General features: G+C 34.5%; 22 protein-coding genes and 1 pseudogene. 7 read left to right on the top strand and 16 right to left on the bottom strand.

Translation table 11 applies throughout. The features are described 5' to 3' along the window. Positions 1-57 precede the first annotated feature (57 nt). From H628_RS08040 to H628_RS0103225, 3 genes and pseudogenes are all read left to right on the top strand, one after another. Positions 58-1,323, top strand: a pseudogene (locus tag H628_RS08040) (MFS transporter). 170 nt (positions 1,324-1,493) lie between these two features. After that, the gene (locus H628_RS0103230) at positions 1,494-2,405 is read left to right on the top strand and encodes an alpha-hydroxy-acid oxidizing protein (RefSeq protein ID WP_027825172.1); all 912 of its coding nucleotides are present in this window, start codon (positions 1,494-1,496) and stop codon (positions 2,403-2,405) included. Between the two features lie 126 nt (positions 2,406-2,531). Beyond that, the gene (locus tag H628_RS0103225) at positions 2,532-3,143 is read left to right on the top strand and encodes a DUF4097 family beta strand repeat-containing protein (protein ID WP_027825171.1); all 612 of its coding nucleotides are present in this window, start codon (positions 2,532-2,534) and stop codon (positions 3,141-3,143) included. A gap of 23 nt (positions 3,144-3,166) precedes the next feature. On the opposite strand, the gene H628_RS07815 is transcribed toward H628_RS0103225, so the two are convergent. Continuing rightward, complete coding sequence (locus tag H628_RS07815; protein WP_006585445.1) at positions 3,167-3,337, bottom strand: hypothetical protein; 171 nt, start codon at positions 3,335-3,337, stop codon at positions 3,167-3,169. A 320-nt stretch (positions 3,338-3,657) separates the two neighbouring features. Between H628_RS07815 and H628_RS0103215 the strand changes: the two genes are divergently transcribed. Next, positions 3,658-4,260: a type II toxin-antitoxin system PemK/MazF family toxin gene (locus tag H628_RS0103215; RefSeq protein WP_027825170.1), complete on the top strand. Its 603-nt coding sequence runs from the start codon at positions 3,658-3,660 to the stop codon at positions 4,258-4,260. A gap of 154 nt (positions 4,261-4,414) precedes the next feature. Here the strand turns inward: H628_RS0103215 and H628_RS0103210 are convergent, their stop codons facing one another. From H628_RS0103210 to H628_RS0103160, 11 genes are all read right to left on the bottom strand, one after another. Further along, complete coding sequence (locus H628_RS0103210) at positions 4,415-4,867, bottom strand: nucleoside deaminase (protein ID WP_027825169.1); 453 nt, start codon at positions 4,865-4,867, stop codon at positions 4,415-4,417. Positions 4,868-5,134: 267 nt separating this feature from the next. After that, complete coding sequence (locus tag H628_RS0103205) at positions 5,135-6,238, bottom strand: ABC transporter ATP-binding protein (RefSeq protein ID WP_027825168.1); 1,104 nt, start codon at positions 6,236-6,238, stop codon at positions 5,135-5,137. A 2-nt stretch (positions 6,239-6,240) separates the two neighbouring features. Further along, a complete protein-coding gene (locus H628_RS07195; protein ID WP_034538194.1) occupies positions 6,241-7,527 on the bottom strand; it encodes a glycoside hydrolase family 32 protein in 1,287 nt (428 codons plus the stop codon). Further along, the gene (locus H628_RS0103195; RefSeq protein WP_027825167.1) at positions 7,527-8,372 is read right to left on the bottom strand and encodes a carbohydrate ABC transporter permease; all 846 of its coding nucleotides are present in this window, start codon (positions 8,370-8,372) and stop codon (positions 7,527-7,529) included. Before H628_RS0103195 ends, H628_RS07195 begins: the two co-directional genes overlap by 1 nt. Positions 8,373-8,374: 2 nt before the next feature. Further along, positions 8,375-9,250, bottom strand: coding sequence for a carbohydrate ABC transporter permease (locus tag H628_RS0103190; protein WP_027825166.1), 876 nt, complete (start codon positions 9,248-9,250; stop codon positions 8,375-8,377). A gap of 20 nt (positions 9,251-9,270) precedes the next feature. Further along, entirely contained in the window at positions 9,271-10,557 is a 1,287-nt protein-coding gene (locus tag H628_RS0103185; protein WP_027825165.1) for an ABC transporter substrate-binding protein, read from the bottom strand. Positions 10,558-10,634: 77 nt separating this feature from the next. Continuing rightward, complete coding sequence (locus tag H628_RS0103180) at positions 10,635-11,618, bottom strand: LacI family DNA-binding transcriptional regulator (protein ID WP_027825164.1); 984 nt, start codon at positions 11,616-11,618, stop codon at positions 10,635-10,637. A 116-nt stretch (positions 11,619-11,734) separates the two neighbouring features. Further along, positions 11,735-12,649, bottom strand: a complete 915-nt coding sequence (locus tag H628_RS0103175) for an HNH endonuclease (RefSeq protein WP_027825163.1) — start codon at positions 12,647-12,649, stop codon at positions 11,735-11,737. After that, positions 12,649-13,290 (bottom strand): YfbR-like 5'-deoxynucleotidase, encoded by a 642-nt coding sequence (locus H628_RS0103170; RefSeq protein ID WP_006585437.1) that lies wholly within the window; start codon positions 13,288-13,290, stop codon positions 12,649-12,651. The genes H628_RS0103175 and H628_RS0103170 overlap by 1 nt, the downstream gene beginning before the upstream one ends. Before the next feature lie 142 nt (positions 13,291-13,432). Beyond that, complete coding sequence (locus H628_RS08015; protein WP_006586126.1) at positions 13,433-13,567, bottom strand: hypothetical protein; 135 nt, start codon at positions 13,565-13,567, stop codon at positions 13,433-13,435. 60 nt (positions 13,568-13,627) lie between these two features. After that, a complete protein-coding gene (locus tag H628_RS0103160; RefSeq protein ID WP_027825162.1) occupies positions 13,628-14,032 on the bottom strand; it encodes an iron-sulfur cluster biosynthesis family protein in 405 nt (134 codons plus the stop codon). A 189-nt stretch (positions 14,033-14,221) separates the two neighbouring features. Between H628_RS0103160 and H628_RS0103155 the strand changes: the two genes are divergently transcribed. The 3 genes from H628_RS0103155 to htpX all read left to right on the top strand — a co-directional run bounded on the left by H628_RS0103155 (position 14,222) and on the right by htpX (position 16,885). After that, positions 14,222-15,328: an SLC13 family permease gene (locus tag H628_RS0103155; RefSeq protein ID WP_027825161.1), complete on the top strand. Its 1,107-nt coding sequence runs from the start codon at positions 14,222-14,224 to the stop codon at positions 15,326-15,328. A 96-nt stretch (positions 15,329-15,424) separates the two neighbouring features. Further along, positions 15,425-15,985, top strand: a complete 561-nt coding sequence (locus tag H628_RS0103150) for a LemA family protein (RefSeq protein ID WP_027825160.1) — start codon at positions 15,425-15,427, stop codon at positions 15,983-15,985. A 3-nt stretch (positions 15,986-15,988) separates the two neighbouring features. Next, on the top strand, positions 15,989-16,885 hold the full coding sequence (htpX, locus tag H628_RS0103145) for a zinc metalloprotease HtpX (RefSeq protein WP_027825159.1): 897 nt from the start codon (positions 15,989-15,991) through the stop codon (positions 16,883-16,885). 41 nt (positions 16,886-16,926) lie between these two features. On the opposite strand, the gene H628_RS0103140 is transcribed toward htpX, so the two are convergent. From H628_RS0103140 to H628_RS0103125, 4 genes are all read right to left on the bottom strand, one after another. Beyond that, positions 16,927-17,241 (bottom strand): metal-sulfur cluster assembly factor, encoded by a 315-nt coding sequence (locus H628_RS0103140; protein ID WP_027825158.1) that lies wholly within the window; start codon positions 17,239-17,241, stop codon positions 16,927-16,929. Positions 17,242-17,252: 11 nt separating this feature from the next. After that, entirely contained in the window at positions 17,253-18,134 is an 882-nt protein-coding gene (sdaAA, locus tag H628_RS0103135; RefSeq protein WP_027825157.1) for an L-serine ammonia-lyase, iron-sulfur-dependent, subunit alpha, read from the bottom strand. An 8-nt stretch (positions 18,135-18,142) separates the two neighbouring features. Next, positions 18,143-18,805, bottom strand: a complete 663-nt coding sequence (gene sdaAB / locus H628_RS0103130) for an L-serine ammonia-lyase, iron-sulfur-dependent subunit beta (RefSeq protein WP_027825156.1) — start codon at positions 18,803-18,805, stop codon at positions 18,143-18,145. A 158-nt stretch (positions 18,806-18,963) separates the two neighbouring features. After that, entirely contained in the window at positions 18,964-19,191 is a 228-nt protein-coding gene (locus tag H628_RS0103125) for a hypothetical protein (RefSeq protein WP_034538204.1), read from the bottom strand. Between the last annotated feature and the right edge of the window lie 15 nt (positions 19,192-19,206).

Here is a 19,206-nt window from a genome sequence, read left to right as displayed (position 1 = left end):
ACTCAAACTTTTCTATAAAATATTTCATAAATATCCACTATAGAAAGGTTATACAAAATGAAAGTCTTCTTTAAAAACTCAAATTTCCGGCTTTTTGCAACTGGTAGTTTTCTTTCAAGCGCTGGCGATGTTTTATTCTACCTAGCCTTCATGACCTATGCCAGCAACTTAAAAAATTATTCTTTAGCAATTTCATTAATCGCAATTAGTGAAGCTATTCCGAAGTTTTTCACACTTTTTGGTGGTTACCTTGCCGACAAAACGAGAGATAAATTTAAGAGCATTTTTAACCTTGCCTTAGTTAGATGTATTCTTTACACCATCGTCGGCTTATTATTAACGACTAAAATGAGTGATTGGAATCTGGTAATGTGTATTGCCTTAGTGAACTTTATTTCAGACACCTTTGGTACTTATTCAAGTGGCTTAGTTACACCTTTAATTGTTGCTATCTTAGGTAAGGAAAACTACGCCGAAGGTAGTGGTTTTGCTAATGGTATGTCACAAACAATCTCAATGCTTGCTCGCTTTGCTGGTGCTAGCATGTTGCTATTTATGTCATATTCTTCATTAGCATTTATCAACGCTGCTACTTTTTTAATCGCTGGTATCTTATTTGCTTTAGTTGGTAAGCGAGTAAATACACAAAAATTGCCACTTCCTAAATCAAATAAATTAAACTTCTTCCAAACACTAAAAACATCTTTTAAGTAAGTAAAAAAGCAAAACAATCTTTTAACTATGATTTCTATCTTAGTTTTGCTTAACGCTGTCTTAGCGGTACTAATTCCTCTATTTACAATTATTTTAGCAACTCATAAGCAAACCATGCTTATTGGTAATTACAGCTTTACTTTGGCAATTAGTGAAACAATTGTTGGCGGCGGTATGATTTTAGGTAGTTTATTTGGTCCTACTATCTTCAAAAAAACTTCTGTTTTCTTACTAGCAATTTTGGCAAGTATTTTGGCACTATTTGCTAGTTTAAGTTTGTTCATTAACAATTTATTTGTTATTTTAGGAACCTTTGCCTTGCTAACTTTCTTTGTAGCGACAATTTCTTTAAAAATGAATCAGTGGCTCATTTCTTCCGTAGAATCAAGCATTCTAGGCTCTACTGCTAGCTTATTAAATACCTTGTTAATGGCTAGTGACCCATTTATGACGATGCTGCTCTCAAGTATTACTGCCATCAGCAATGTCTATATCGCTATTTCTGTTCTACTATGCTTTAACGTTTTAGTTATCTTTTTAATCATCACAGCTTATTTGAAAAATAAAGCCTTAAAAGCTAATATCCCTCTTGCTGAGTCAGAAGCTTAAACTAGTTATTTGTACTCTTGCTTTTTAATTATTTATAATGAAAATAACTATTGAAACAGAAAGGATACACTATGACTCACAAGCAAAATAAAGTTGATGCTAGTTCTGGTTCATCTTTTACCGAAAAATTAGAGCAAGAAGCCCCACAAGTTTGGCCTGGTCCTAAAGGTATGATTCCTGTTACTAGTGGCCGCGCTGATGATGCCAATGTCCACAATCGTAATTATTTAGACAATATTTTAGTTGAAATGCGCATCATTGATGCTGTAAAGCCTGATCTAACAACTGAATTTTTTGGCAAAAAATATGCTTCACCAATTAACTTAGCAGCTGTCTCTCACTTAAATAAGGTCTTACCTGACAGGAGCCGCAAGCCAATGCAAGAGAAAGTTCAAGCTGCTAAAAGTCAAAACGTCTTAAACTGGATTGGTATGGAAAGTAATCAAGATTACGCCGAAATTGTCAAAAATAGTGGCGATACCGTTAGAATTGTTAAGCCTTTTGCGGAACACGAAGACATTATCAATGAATTGCGCTTTGCTCAAGATTTAGGAGCCCTTGCTGTTGGTATGGATATTGATCACGTTCCTGGTGAAGATGGTAAATATGATGTGGTTGACGGCATTAACTTAGGTCCAGTTACTTTTTCAGATTTAAGAAGATATGCTCATGCGACAAGTCTTCCGTTTGTAGCTAAGGGCGTTTTATCTGTCCAAGACGCACTCAAAGCTAGAGATGCTGGGGCTAGTGCAATAGTTGTTTCTCACCACCATGGTCGTTTACCATTTGGCGTTCCCCCACTAAAAATGCTACCTGCTATTAAAGAAGCTCTTGCTGATAGCAATATGACCATTTTTGTTGATGGTTCATTAATGACTGGTTATGATGTCTACAAGGCTATGGCTATGGGCGCTGATGGGGTCTTAGTAGGGCGCGCAATTTTATCTGAATTATTGCAAGCTGGCCAAAAGGCAACTGAAGAAAAAATCAAGCTGCTTAACGAGCAATTATCACAAATGATGCTTTATACTGGCATCCCTGACACTAAGTCATTTGATAGCAGCGTACTTCATTTTAATTAAAATAAAACCACTTGTAGGAATCCAACCTATAAGTGGTTTTTAGTTTATATTATTAGCACTTTCTTTATTTATTATGATATAATTTTGCTAATATAATTATAATATAATTTTCATGGAGGTGCTTTTATGGACTCGCTCACTTTATCAATTGACACTTTAACGGTTGACATTGTCAAAGCTGATACTTTTACAATTAAATACCAGGATTGCAAGCCGGAAGACTTTGAAATCACCTATGGCGATAATGTCACTATCACTCAGATTAACCCTGGTCGGACGATTTCTATTAATCGTTTTTCCCTATTCTTTAAGAAAAAAGAAATCAAACTCCCTAAAATCCAAGTTGGCGTACCTGACCTAAAAAAATTATCTGCCGAAATCGACTCTGGTTGTCTTAGAATCTCAAACTTAAATATTGATCAGCTGGATTTAGATTTAGACAGTGGCGTAATCAAGCTTGAGCAAGTTAAAGTGCAAAATGCTAAAATCCTATGTGATTCCGGCTTAGTAAATATCGAACAACTTAAAGTAGCTAATATTTGTGATATTGATGTCGACTCAGGTAAATTAACACTTAAAGATTCAATCACTGATCAATGCGGTTATGATATTAAATGCGACTCTGGCATTACCAAACTATTTGGCGCAGTTAAGCTTTCTAGTCATAAACACTGGAAAAAAGATGGTAGTCCGCTCTTTCATATTCGCGTAGACAGCGGTATGTGTACGGTTAAATAAAATAAGCTAGGATTCTTCCTAGCTTATTTTTTGCGGTTGATTAACTTAATAACTAACCCGGCTAATACAGTGATTGCAACTGAATTCAGCAAAGTGCTTTGTAAATTATGACCACTTACGCCATACCAAATTAAGCAAGCTAATAAAATAGCTAATTCTCCTACCCAAAAGGCATATTTTTTAATGAATTCCATCTTAAACTCCTTCAACAGTTATAACAACATTATACCAAGCTTTTGAAGTATAATTTCATTATAAAAATGCACTTATGCAAGGGCCAGGTAAAGTTATCCGAAAAATTACCGAAGCTGATAATTTAGATAGTTTTCCTGGGTACTTACAAAATAATGAATTTATTTCATTTTATACTATAGCAATCATATGTTCGATTTGATAAAATCAATTATTATAATATTATCCAGTTTGATAATTAATTAGCAGCTATAGCAAAGGATGAAATTCATTGCAAAATAAAAATGAAATATTGAATCAAGTTAACTAACGATTTGAGATTTTGTGCAACTCTACTATAACTAAATTTAAAAAATTGCCTTACTGGCTAAATTTTGTATCTAAACAATATATATTTGAAAAAGATAAAAAATTACCTACACATTATTATCACTTTAAAAGAGGTACAGTAATTCGTGTTAATTTTGGTATCAATCCCGGTAGTGAATTTTCATTTACACACTTTGCTATCGTTCTTGATAAAAATGACAGTTCTCGAAAAAACACACTTACCGTTCTACCATTAACTTCAAAACCTGGTATTAATCGATATTGTCTTGGGAAAGATATTTTTAATCAAACGGTAACTTTGTTGAACTCTCAAATTAAAAAAATTAATGATCAAATCCCCAGGATTCAACAAGAAAACTTAAAGCAAGAGGCAGAAATATTAGCAGAAGATATTAATCAAATTTCTAAGGTTGCTTATATTTATCAAGATTTTAATAAAAGTTCTTACGTAAGACTTACTGATATTACTACAATTAGCAAATTAAGAATTACCAAAATTAATAAATTTGATCCTTCTGGGAAAATAAAATTAACAGAAAAGCAAATGAAAGATTTAAGTTTAGAGATTGCAAAGCTATATCTAGACAAAACATAATTATCTCGTATATAATGAAGGTACGCGGGACATAGATCCCCTAATTTATTCACGAGTGCCTAGAGCACCAAGCACCATCAATGTTGATGGTGCTTTTTTTTCACATATAAAAAAATACACCAGATATGGTGTATTTTTCTTTGTTAGTAAAATTTTATTTGCCAAAATATGACTTTAAAACAGCAACGCTTTCTCCACGTAAAACGCCACTAGTAACAGTAGGCGCATTGTTTGAATTTTCAAAAACGATTTTGCTACAATTTGAGCCATGTTTTCCCATGGTCATTTCTAAGTCATCATTGCTTGCCGCATAAACCATTCTCCCTAATTTTGACCAAACCATGGCACCAGAACACATAAAACATGGTTCACAAGATGTATATAAAGTATATTCACTTAAATTAGTAATTCCTGTTGAGGTACAAAAACGACGAATTAAGCCTGTTTCTGCGTGAAAAGTAGGATCATTGGCAGTAAAAATTTGATTTTCATTGGTGAATACAACTTCATTATCTTTAACTAGTACTGCTCCAAATGGTTCATTGCCATGTTCTACAGCTTTTTTAGATAATTCAATCGCTTCTTGCATAAATTTTTCGTCGTTCATTGTTTTTTACCTTTCTTTTATTAAGTTATTAAATAAAGTATATCCTATGCATTAGCTTTCATTGCAAGCTTAAATTTATTTTCACATGCAAAATAAGTAACAATGGTAATCAATACACGATAACTAAAAAACTGATAGTAACTTTATCCTAATAACTGTAAAGCTACAGTAATAAGAATTAAAACATAGAAATTTTGCGAAGTAAAAAGAGATATCCTTCAGATATCTCTTTTTGTACGGGTTATTATATTTCGTTTTTTAATTTACTTATAAAATATTATCTTCAGTTTTTGCATCAAAGAATGAAGCCTTATTCAAATCAAATCCTAACTTAATAGTAGCTCCTGGTTTTACAAAATCACGAGCATCCACTTTTGATACTAATTCAAAATCACCTATTTTACAGTACAACTGAGTTTCAGAACCGAGCAATTCAGAAACGACTACTTTTGCTGAAACAGTATTTTCAGGAAAGGTATTTAAGAATAATTCTTCAGAATGCATATCCTCTGGTCTTATTCCTAAAATAACTTCATTTCCTTCATAGCCTTTCTCAGCTAATTGCTTATAAATACCTTCTGGAATAGGAATTGAAAAGGCATTGTTTAAAACGACTTTCCCCTTTTCTAGCTGGCAGTTAAAGAAGTTCATAGCAGGTGCGCCAATAAAGCCAGCAACAAACTTATTTGCAGGATGACGATAAATTTCTAGTGGGCTTCCAACTTGTTGAATTTTACCATCTTTCATAACAACAATTCGATCTGCTAAAGTCATAGCTTCTACTTGGTCGTGAGTAACATAGATGGTTGTAGTCTTAAGATCTTGGTGTATTTTAGCAATTTCTGCTCTCATAGAAACTCTAAGCTTCGCATCCAAGTTTGATAATGGCTCATCCATTAAAAAGATTGGAGCATCCCGCACAATTGCGCGTCCTAAAGCAACTCTCTGTCTTTGACCACCGGACAAATCAGCTGGTTTACGCTTTAAATATGCTTCAAGTCCCAATACTTTAGCAGCATCAGTAACTTTCTTGTTAATTGTTGCCTTATCTACCTTACGAATCTTTAATCCAAATGCCATATTTTCAAAGACGGTCATATGAGGATACAAGGCATAATTTTGAAAAACCATCGCAATGTCTCTATTTTTTGGAGCCACATCATTAACAACTTTGCCGTTAATTTTCAAAGTTCCTTTGGTAATATCTTCAAGTCCAGCAATCATTCTTAAAGTGGTTGATTTACCACAACCTGAAGGTCCAACAAAGACAATAAATTCATTATCTTTAATGTGTAAATCAAAGTCAGTTACAGAATAATTTTCTGCTTTATCATATCTCTTGTAAATATGATCTAAATCTATTGTAGCCATCACTATCCCTCACACTCTCTTCCTTGTATCAAAGTAACAATACTGAAAGTTTTTTCTTTAGCAAAAATTTCTAAAGTTGAATTATCAAAAATCAAACTTAACTCTTTACTATCTGCTTGCCAGTGATATTCTTTCTTAAAAGCTGGAGAATGAACTGTTATCACGTATTCATTTTCATCATTAATACGCTTAATTTTGACCTCTCCATCTTTTCCTTGGAACAGATATTGTGAACCTAATTCAAAGATACCCTGAATTCTTGGTGTTTGATTTTTTATTGATTGAATAGCCTTTATTTTTTCCGTTTTAAATACACCAAATGGCTTTTGAATAACTTTTTTGCCATCTTCAGCCAATTCAAGATATCTAGGAATGGTCATCATTCCATTCCATTGGTGATTAGTATCTGCCAAATATGTTTCATTTTCCATACTTCTGAACCAAGAAATTAGTACCCTGCTACCCTCATAATTAAATGATTGAGTTGCATAAATATCAGCATTACCATCTAAAGCCATAAATTTATCGCAAGTAAATTCAGCTTGGTCCCAATCCATCTTACCTTCAGCAAGATATACCTGACTGCGCTTTGATTCTCCCCAAATAACGCAAAATGTAAGAATGTCTTTGTCACCAATTGAGTAAAAATCTGGACATTCAGTCATTATTCCTAGCTTACTGAAGTCTTTAAAGACATTGCCCTTGTAAGTCCAATGCTTTAAATCATCAGATTCAAATAGAACAATATTACCATGTTTTTGAATTCCAGCAGCTAAAAATAGATAGTACTTACCATTTTGTTGAATAACTTTAGGATCTCTAAAATTCTCAGGTTCAATTCCAGGAATAGCATCTAGATCTATAACTGGATTTTGATCATACTTTTGGAAAGTAACACCATCTTTAGAATAAGCTAGACATTGCGTTTCATGTGCTTGTCCTTTAGCATCAACTGAATGGCCAGTATAAAGAACATATAATTGGTCGTCTTTAACAATTGCAGATCCAGAAAAGACACCATCTTTGTCATAGCTCTCACTTGGTTCAAGTGCTACCGGCATATCATTCCATGTTTGCAAATCTCGACTAATTGCATGTCCCCAGTGAATATTACCCCACTGATTTTTGAAAGGGTTATATTGATAAAATAAATGATACATTCCATTGTAATAAATCAAGCCATTAGGATCATTAAGCCATCCAAACAAAGGAGTGAAATGCAGATTAGGTCTTGCACCATCTTTTTCTAATGCTCTTACTTTTTCAAAAAGAAAATCATTTGCTTTCATTACTTATCTCCATTACCTGTTGAACCTAATCCTTGGACTAAGTACTTTTGGAAGAAAGCATATACTAAAATCAAAGGAATAGTAGAAATAGCCAATAAAGCCATCACTTGGTTCATATATACAGGTTGTGTATTGTTAATATTTGTTATTGCCACTTGTAATGGGAATTGGTTAGAATCATTCAAAACCATCAATGGCCAAACATAGTCATTCCAGCTTCCGATAAAGGATAAAGTACCAATAGTTGCAATAGTTGGCTTAGCCATTGGTAATAATACGCTCCAAAAGATTCTAAAGCTACCAGCGCCTTCTATTTCCGCTGCCTCGCTTACATTAGCTGGAATTGCTTCAAACGCATTTCTAAACATGTAAATTGCAAATGGGCTAGACATCCCTGGCAAAATAACTGCCAGCATAGTATTTAAAATACCTAATTGCTTTGCAACTTGGAATTGCTGAATTAACAATGTCGCACCAGGAATTACCATTAATGAAATCAAAAAGGCAAACAAGGCTTTTTTGCCCCAAAAATCAAATTTAGCAAAAGCATAACCAGCTAGTGAGTTGACAATTAATGAACCTGCAGTTAATGAAATTGCATAGACAACAGAGTTCAAAATATATCTAAAAATGGGGAATCGACTAAATAATTGCTGATATGCCACGCCCCAATCTTTAGGATTGGTAGAAGGCAAAAATGCGAATATGCTAGTCATTTGAGAATAAATATCTTTTTCTTGCTTTAAAGATGATGCAATCATCCAGACTAAAGGGAAGATAAAGAATAGAGCTAGCATCATAATTAAGAAAGTGGAAAAAATCAAATTTGCTTTTTTTCTGCTCATCTTTATTTTTCCTTTCTATTAGTAATACGTCTTTGAATGACTGTTAAAACAATGATAATTAATCCATAAATGACACTAACAGCAGAAGCATAACCTAATTGACGATCAGTAAAGCCTGTCCGATAAATATAGTAAATCGGAGTCATAGTTGAATATTCAGGTCCACCTTGGGTCATAACCATTGATTGTGTCATTAGGTTCAAAGCCGAAATTAAGGTAGTAGTCAGAATCATTACTGTTGTTGGTTTTAGACCGGGCAAGGTAATATAAAGGAACTTCTTCCATTTACTTGCACCATCTAATTCTGCTGCTTCATAAAGGGATTCAGGTATGTCTTGCAATCCTGCCAAAAAGATTAACATCTGGTAACCAGCACCTTGCCAGGCGGAAATCCCAATAATTACATACATCGCTTGCTTAGTAGAAGTTAAGAATGGCTGTGGAGCTATATGAATAATCTTAAGTAAACTATTTAAGAGCCCTTGTTCAGGGTTAACAATATAGAGCCACAAAACCGAGGTGACGGTTAATGAAACAACTACTGGAGCAAAAAATGCAATTTTGTAAAAGAGATTAAATGGTCTCTTTTTATTAACAATAAGTGCCAATCCTAAAGCCAGCCCAAGTTGAATTGGAATAATAAAGACAACGAATTGAGCTATATTTCTAAGACTTTGAAGAAAAATTCCATCTTTAAAGGTTTGAATATAATTTGCTAAACCAACGAACTTTTTTGCATCTGGATTCAAAATATTGTAATCAGTGAAAGAATAGCTAATTGACATAGCAAAAGGAATGATAAGAAAAATCAGCAATAAGAGGATTGCGGGTAGGACAAATAGCCAACCAATTTGATTTCGCAAAACTTTATTTTTCATATCTAAAAATCCCCTCTAAACTACTTAAGGTATTTTTGCATTGCTTTAGCTTGCTTCTTCAATACCTTTTCAACATTAGGATTCTTTTGGTAAAGTGTTACATCTTGAACAGTTTCAGCAAAAGTACGTGAAATTTGTGGGTAGTTAACAATAATTGGTCTTGCATGACCTGATTGTTCATTTTGTTCAATTAAGAATTTCATAGCGCTATCGGCATTCTTAGAAATTCTAGCAATATTTGACTTTCTTGATGGAAGAACACCTAGAGCTTTATCAGTATTGTAGCTTCCTTCTTTACTTGCTAAGAAGTTAACTAAGGCACCTGCAGCCTTCTTATTCTTAGCAGTTGCACTCATTGCATATTGCCATGAGCCAGTAGGAGAAACAAGCTTCTTAGTTTCAGGTGATACAGGGTATGGTAAAACGTCCCAATCAAGTGACTTATATTGAGTCTTCAAAGATTGAATTTCCCATGCACCAGTTAAAAACATTGGGTACTTACCAGTTTCAAATCCTTTATCTTTAGGACTCAAAGTAGTGTAGCCCTTCTTTACCAATTCTTGGATAAACTTAAAGGCACTAGCAGTCTTGGCTGAATCAAAGTAACCGGTTGATTTAGTTGATGAACTGTTTACAATATCACCATTTGCTGACCATACAAATGGAGCAAAAGCATAAATTGACCATTCAGAGCGATCATTTAAGTTCATGTTAAATGGTGTAGTGTGTAACTTATTCTTTAATCTCTTACAAATACTTAAGAATTGATCCCAAGTCCAAGGTTTGTTTAAAGTTGGTAATTCTGAATCAGAAATGCCGGCTTTCTTAAATAACTTCTTGTTGTAGTAAATTCCGACAGATGATTCTTGATAGCCAACTGCATAAAGTTTACCTTTATAAGTACCTTGTTTAACAATACTTGGTAATAAGTCTGATTTATTAGTAATGTACTTATCAATTGGTTGAATAATCTTTGAATGTGCATATGCAGCAGTATTTGGACCGTCCAAAGTTAAAACATCTGGTAATGAACCTGAATTAACAGCCGCATTAATCTTGTCTTCATAGCCACCACCAGAACTAGAACGTGGAATAAATTCTACTTTAGCTTTGTAGCCATGTTTATTTGTCTTATTAAAAATAGAAATATTCTTAGATAAAGCTTTTCCTTCAGGGTCATCTTTAGAAACGTGGACCCACATAGTAACTGTATTTTGATTTTGGGCTTTTTGACTTGAACACCCAGCAAGTGATAATCCAGCCATGCAGGCTATAGTTGCAAGACTTGTTTTCCAAAACTTCTTCATTTTTGTATCTCCTGTTTCATTTTAAAATTGAAACGTTTCATTTACAATTCAAATAATAACAGCGTGTGTAAACGCTGTCAAATATTTTTTGTGGTATTACCTTCAATATAGCTTACTGGGAAACGCTCAATCCTTTGTTCATCCCTATGTTGCTCTACTTTTTCGATAACCATTTCTACTGCGCATTTTGCCATTTCTGGGAGTGGCTGTCTAATTGTCGAAATCCCTAATTCAGAATTAAAATCTGGCTTTATCCCATCATAGCCAATTAACTGAATTTGCTCTGGTACGGAAATCTCTCGTTGCGCTAACCAATTTTTAACATCTAGTAACAAACTATCAGTATTACAGAAAATCCCATCAATTTCAGGATTTTTATCTAGCAACTTAAATAGCTCTGTTTCTTCCTTTTCTTTTGTCACTGGTTCTAGCAAATAAACATCTGCAAATTCATATCCTTGTTCTGACAAATATTCTGCAAAACCCTTATGACGTTTCATTACATCACTAGGATTATGGTTATAAGTACCAATAAAGGCTGGGTGTTTCACTCCATGTTTCAGCAATTCTTCAGCAGCTAATCTGCCACCTTCATAATTTTCCGAAGTAACATAAGAAATTTTTTGTTCAAAATATCGATCAATTGATACCAAGGGAATACCAGCATAGAAATATTTATCCAAATCATCATATGTGATGCAAATAATGGCATCAATCTTGTTTTGTTTAGCCATTTTAATATAATGCTGTTCTGCCTTAGGATTATTAGAATAATTGCAAAGTAGCAATTTATAATTTTTTTCTGCTAAATATTTTTCTACATAATAAGCAAATTCCGCAAAAAACAAGTTCCAAATTGAAGGTAAAATAAGCGCCACAGTCTTTGAAGATTTAACTTTTAAGCCTCTTGCATATTCATCTGGAACATAGTTTAGCTTTTTGATAGCTGCATTAACTTTATCAATTGTCTTTTGCTTAACACCAGGAGCGTGATTAATAACTCTTGAAACTGACCCCAAAGCAACACCAGCTTCGCGTGCAACATCTTTCATAGTAGCCATAAATACCATCTCCCTTTTTACAGATAAATTTAATACTTAACAGTTTATTATACTATGCAAATAAATAATATTCACAAACTAAGCCAAAAGAAAAAAGATATCCAAATGGATATCTTTTATACAATATCATCTTTCTTAGCTACTAAAGCTAACTTCCAGCCAGTAGTAAAGTGATTTTCTCTCAAGTGCCTAATAGCGTCATAATCACTTTCTAAGCTATCAATTGCATCTTGCAGCCTTTTATTTTCTTTTCTAATCGCATTTAATTCCGGATCATTCACTACCCCTCTTAAATGCACCTGTGCAGCTAAATAACGGCGACGATGTTCGAATTCTTCTTTTAAAGTTCTTAAACTAGCATCATAGCGAACTAGTTTTTTATTCAAGTCTTCAACCTGCTTATTTAACTTTACAAATAAGTCATAAGGCATGTCTGATTTGATGCGATTGCATTCACTACATGACAAAATTAAATTATCTAAGTCGTTATTATGTGACAAAGATACTGGATCTTTATGATCCACACTGCGGCCAGGGCGACCACAATATTGACAAATATACTTGTATTTAGCCCGAATACGCTCGCGATTAATATAATCAACTTCATTAAGTTGGAAATTAACATTTAAGCCTAGCCCAATAAGATTACGACTAAACTCAATTCCAGCTTGGGGGACAAAATCAAGTTCGCCGTCTTCACTTTTAATGATGGCTTGATTTAATTCGCTACGGTCTATTTGACCACTGGCTACTTCATTACTATCGAAGTCTTGCATAAAGGCTTCATAAGCTTTTCTCTGCTTTTGACTTTTAACAATAAAGTTATGTTCGCCTGTGCCTTCTTTACCACGATAGCCATATAAAAGTGCCTGTGCAAAAGTTGCAATAACTTCATTTGCGTAGTCTTCAGGATTTAAATTACGCTCAAGACAAATATCACAAATACTCCGTAATTTAGGATTCATTAACCCTTTTTCTTTGAAATGAAAAGAAGCTAATCTTAGTCCACAACTTTCACACTGAAGCCTCACTAGTTTTCCTCCACCAAAATGCTAAAGGCGATTTTTTGCATCTTTACTGCACCAGCAAAATCACCCTTAAATAAGTCTGGCAAAATCTTTTTGATGAAGTATTTAACACATGCTAAATCGTCAAATTCTTTTATTGTTTCTAAGCTTTCTTTGAACATCTGCATATAAACTGGATTAGGATTACCTAATTCAATTTCACCATATGCTTCATACATTAAGTCTAGCTTATCACAAACTGACAAAATTTTACCTTCTAAAGTGTCATCTTTTGCTTCACTTAGACGTTTGCGGTAGATTTCTTGAAATTCTGCTGGAATTTCATGTTTGATGAATTCATTAGTCATGGCTTCTTCAACATCGCCAACTAATTTACGCATTTGCGGTGTTGCGTATTTAACTGGGGTCTTAATATCCCCAATGAAACGTTCAGTATAGTCATGGTTTAAACTCTTTTCGTAAAGGGCCTTCCAATTAACTTCTTGATCACCATATACTTCTTCAATATCTCCCATCATTTGGGCAAATTCAGCTGTTCTAAAGCAGTGTGCAGCAACTGAATGGTGTTGATATTTAAAGTAGCCCGGTGCTCTGTCAATTGACTCCAAACTTGATAACCCTTGTAAATATGCGTGTAAACCCATTATTTATTTTCCTCCCTTACTTAAATTTGACTAAAAATTTTTACTATCATACCAAATAAAAAAATTAAATGCAAATGCGAATGTAAAAAGCTATAAAAAAAGACTACTAGAACAAATATCCTAGTAGTCTTTATTTAAATTCTTACTTGTTTTCGTCCTTAGCAGCCTTGTTAAGGTATGCTACAACTGCTGCTGCGTGAGCAACACGCTTCTTTGAGTTAGCAGCGTTACGAGGACGACGGTGTGGGTTAATCCCAGTGTGAATGTTTCTTGACATGTCTATTCTTCCTTTCAGATTTTCGAAAATCTATATAATTCTAACATAGGAAGAGTTATTTTAGCAAGTCTTTCCAGCTTTCATTTCTTCAGCTGTTAAAGCATGAGGATGATATTCATTTACACTAACTGCACCATCAATAATGCCACTATTATCACTTAAGCTAATTAAGGCATTGCGGGCGTTTAAAACTAATCCATCTGTTAAGAAGGCCATTTCATCACTTGAAGTATACATTTCAAAACCAGCATTATTTTCTAAAACAATATCGTATGCTGGATCTTGCTTGTCAACTACTACTAATTGGAAATCTGCCCCAATTGTACAAGTACCACCTTGAGTTGAATACTTATTAGAACCGTCATCTAAAGTAAGTAAAACAACTTGTCCAGGCTTAACGTGCTTAGCAATAATAGCTTTTGCTTCATCCTTAACATTAATTGAAATAGTTTTTAAATCAGTCATTGTAATTCCTCCCTTTATACTTACCTGAATTACTAACTAAATGTTAGCAATTACAAAAACTGAATTCAAACAATTTGCTCACATCTTTATTTTAATAAAATTTTTGAAAAACCATTGCAAGCGGTGTAAAAATGGCTCACAATAAAAAATGGTGATTTTTAGACGATTAAGTGTGAGGGGGACCACCAAATGACCGTCTTAAAAAATATTGTTAAAGATAGAATTTTTCAAATAACTTTAGTTGTTACTATTGTTAGCTTATTTTTTGCGCGTCCAAAAATAGCTGACATTAATTTCCATACACTTTATTCCGTAACAGCCATGCTCTGCTTAATCCAAATATATTCATATTTGCATGTTTTGGATATTTTAGCATATAAATTAACAAAACTGGCAGATAATACTCGTAAACTTACTTTAATGTTTACCCTTTTATCTGTTCTCTCTGGTATGTTTTTAGGAAATGATATTACTGTTTTAACTTTAATCCCTCTATATTTAAATATAGCTAAAAAATACTCACTACCAGAAATTGTCCCCGCCACTTTAATCGGAATGGGTGCAAATATTGGAGCTTCATTTACTCCTTGGGGTAACCCGCACAATATCTTTATTGTCAGCAATTATCACGTCGCTGTTGACACTTTCTTTTCTTGGTCAACGCCTTATTTAATAATTTCTGTCTTATTGCTTCTATGTGTCTTTTTCTTTTTACCTAAAACTGCAATTCCTGTTGCTGAAACGCAGGCTATCCATGTAAATTGGCGGATGACCATGCTAACAACCGCTGTGTTCATTTTCTTCTTCTTTGGTGTCTTTTCCATCGTACCAATTTATTTACCAATGATTGCAGCTTTATTATTAGCTTTGCTCATTAATCCAAGAATTTTGTTAAAGCTAGACTATGCTTTACTATTAACCTTTACTTTATTCTTTGTCTTCATCAGTGATATCCAACAAATTCCTTCAATTGTCGGATTGATTCACATGACAGTTTATTCTGAAGGTTCAACTTATCTAACTTCAATTATTTCTAGCCAGTTTATCAGTAATGTACCTTCAACTATCCTAGTTGGGAAGTTTACTAATTTCGCCAAAGCTTTACTGTTAGGCTCAAATATCGGTGGTTTTGGATCTGTTGTTGGTTCAATGGCAAATATGCTAGTACTTAAGACTTTCAACCAACATGCTAGCCATAGTAAGCGCAAGTTCTTCTTGCATTGGACCTTAATGCAATTTGCCGGACTTATTATTTTAACCATTGTTGGCTGGATTATCATTAGTTTTAATATTTAAGTTAAGGAGTGGTGCTAACCACTCTTTTTTCTTGTAAAAGAAAAGCGTTATTAATACAATTAAAACTAAGTATTAAAAGATTAAGGAGATTATATTATGGCAATTTGGATTATTTTAGCTATTATAGTTTTGCTAGTAATAATTTATATTTTGACTTATAACGGCTTGCAAAATGCCAAAGTTTATACTGAAGAATCATGGAGTCAAATTGACGTGCAATTAAAGCGGAGAAATGATTTGATTCCTAACTTGGTCGAAACTGTTAAGGGTTATGCTGCTCATGAAAAAGAAACTTTGAGCCAAATCGTTGAATTAAGAAACCAATTAACTCAAGTGCCAGCAGATGATCACGAAGAAAAGATGAAGGTTTCAAACCAAATTACCGATTCTTTAAAGAGTATCTTTGCTTTACGTGAAGCTTACCCAGATTTAAAAGCTAACCAAGAATTTAGCAAGTTAATGGAAGAACTTACTAATACTGAAAATAAAATTGCATATTCTCGCCAACTTTATAACTCAAGTGCAGCTCTTTATGATCGTAAGCTTTTAACCTTCCCTTCAAATATTGTGGCTGGTATTCACCACTTCACTAAGGTTGAATATTTAGTAACTCCAGAAGCTGAAAAGGAAGCTCCAAAAGTTTCATTTAAGGACTAGCCTATGCTATTTGAGCAAATTTCAAGAAATAAACGTAGAACTGCTCTGATTCTAACAATTTTTGTTTTAATTTTAGCTTTAGTTGGCGCAGCTGTTGGCTACTTTGTCGCTGATAGCATGATAGCTGGAATAATTATTGCTGTAATTGGAACAGGTATCTATTTGGCAATTGTTTTGCACGATCCTGCTCAATTAGTTATGAGCATGAATAACGCCGAAGAAATTCAGGAACAAGACAATCCAGAACTTTGGCATATCGTTGAAGATATGGCAATGGTTGCTCGAGTTCCAATGCCTCGAGTTTATATTATCGACGATGCTAGTCCTAACGCTTTTGCGACAGGACGAGATCCTGAACATGCTAGTGTTGCTGTAACACGCGGCTTACTTGAGATGATGAACCGAGAAGAGCTTGAAGGGGTACTTGGTCACGAACTTTCTCACGTCCGCAATTATGATATTTTGGTATCCACTATTGCGATTGCAATGTTAACCGTGATTACTCTATTAACCGACTTTACTTCGCGTTACTTATTCTGGTTTGGTGGTAGCAGACGAGATAGAGATGACGATGATAATGACAACAAGAACTTAGAAATCATTAAAATCGTACTCTTCGTAATCACAATTTTGTTAGCACCTTTGGCTGCTACTTTGATTAATTTAGCTCTTTCACGAAACCGGGAATACTTAGCTGATGCTGGAAGTGTTGAATTAACTAGAAATCCTCATGGCTTAATTTCTGCTTTAAAAAAGATTGAAAATAGTCAACCCATGGAAAATGTAAGTTCTAGTAGCCGGGCCCTTTATATTGAAGATCCGGTAAAGAAAGAACACAGCAGTTTATTTGACACTCACCCACCTACAAGTGAACGAATTAAGCGACTTGAACAGATGTAAAAAAGAGAATCCTAACGGATTCTCTTTTTGTGTTGCTAATATTAACTCACACCTAAGGCAAATTTAGCGTAATCTGACATCCGCTCTTTCGTCCACCTAGGCTGTGTCCTAAATTCAACGTCGACATTTTTAACTTCAGGTATTTTTACTAATACCTCTTTAATCATCTTTGCTAAAACAATTTCTAAGGGGCAACCTAAAATCTCTAGTGTTAATTCAACTAAACAAATACCATCTTCATCTAAGTCAATACTATAGACAAAACCCATATTAACAATATCAATTCCTAATTCAGGGTCAACAACAGTCGTTAGTTGCTTAATAATTTCATCTTTAATAACTTCTGGTGCTCTCATTTTCTTCACCACTAGGCATCTTTACCAAAAATCTTAGCCTTAATTGCTTGCCCAGTAGGAGTCCCAGCTAAACCGCCAATTCCCGTTTCACGCAAAGCAGCTGGCATTGACTTACCTACCTTATCAAGGGCCATGATACATTCATCTGCTGGAATTACACTTACACATCCTGCCAAAGCTAAGTCAGCCGAAACCAAAGCATTCGCTGCTCCAATAGCGTTACGCTTGACACATGGAACTTCAACTAAACCAGCAATCGGATCACAAACCAAGCCCAACAAATTACTAATTGCAATCGATAAGGCTTCAGCGCATTGTTGGGGCGTTCCACCTGCAGCTTCAACTGCCGCCGCTGCTCCCATTGCTGAAGCACTACCTACTTCCGCTTGGCAGCCTCCAGTTGCACCAGCGATTCCTGCGTGATTAGCAATTACTAAACCAAAACCACCAGCTGTAAATAAAAAACGTACTAAAGCATCTTCATCTAAATTAAGTCGCTTTTCTAAAGAAGCAATTACCCCTGGCAAAGTACCAGATGAACCAGCTGTTGGGGTTGCACAAATAATCCCTAAAGCAGCATTTACTTCATTAGTTGCCATCGCTGCTTGCACGGCTCCCATCATAGTATCACCGGACAAGGTCTTATGGGTTTGGCGATACTTAGCCACTTTTACGGCTTCACCACCAGTTAAGCCAGTTGAAGACATTACCCCCTTACCAGATTCACCTCTTTTGACGGCTTTTTGCATGGTTTGAAGATTGAATTGCATCTTCTTCCATATTTCTGCTCGCGATAAACCTGAAGTTTTGATTTCATCTTCAATTATTAATTCAGAAATTGCCTTGCCAGTTTTGTTAGCTGTGTCAACAATTTCTTTAACACTATCAAACATAATCTTTCCTACTTTAAATAAATTATCCCTTTAAATTTTTCTTGCAGCGAGGCTAAAGTCTCAGGTGCTAGATATTTTTCAATATCAAATTCATATAATTCACCATTAGCTACTGGCCATTTTTGTAATTTTTGTAAACCTGCTTCTTGATCTAATAATTCATTTAATTGACTAACTAAAGGATTATTTTTTTCATTTGATTGATATAAAACCATCGGCAGTGGTCCAGTTAAGTTCATTTTACAGCCTTGTAACTCGATTAAGCGAATTTCAATTGTTCCACCACCAATTGAGCATCCCCCAACTGTAATTTGCTTTTCACCATCTGATAAATCAATAATTGCAGTATTAGGGTGATTAATTGGACTTGGTCCTTCTTCTTCAACAAAACGCAACTTAATTCCTGCTTTAGCAACCATTTCTGGTGCTTTTGGAATCCGCTCATCATCTGGAGCCATCCCTAACAGTCCACCTGCAATTGCAAAATCAGTTCCATGACCGCGATGCGTTTTTGCAAAAGATTCATAATAATGAACTATTACTTTTTTAGGAGTTTTTTGAAAAATTAGACGTGCAGCATTTCCAATTGCAACTGCTCCTGCTGTATGTGAACTAGATGGTCCAACCATAACGGGACCAATAATATCAAAAACACTGCGATAGTTAGCCATAACTATTCTCCTTTAGCTATTTACTACTTTAAGTGTAAATATTTTCAGGTAAAAAATGAAGGGATGTAGGAAATTTATAACTTTTATATTAAAACAGCAAAGCTGCTTCCCTCAACGGAATGTAGCTTTGCTGTAATCATATAATTTCTCCTCGTAGCTTACTTCAAATTCTGATGAATTATTTCTCGAATTTTACCATCACTGAGGCTGAAGTCTGGACCAACTGATTTCTTTATTTGCTTAAACAAGTCTGATTCATTAATCTCTGGCCGTAAATCTTGGATTGTGGCAGCTAGCACTTTCACTGTATTTTTATCGCCTTCTTCTCGACCTTCTTTTCTAGCTACTGCAGTTTCTTCCTTCATCCGTAATTCTGCTGTTCTCATAAGATTTCTCCTTTT

Origin of the sequence: Lactobacillus psittaci DSM 15354 (assembly GCF_000425905.1) — a bacterium.
Taxonomy (GTDB): Bacteria; Bacillota; Bacilli; order Lactobacillales; family Lactobacillaceae; genus Lactobacillus; species Lactobacillus psittaci.
The sequence above is the reverse complement of the archived record's forward strand: the minus strand, read 5'-3'. Positions and strand labels throughout refer to the sequence as shown.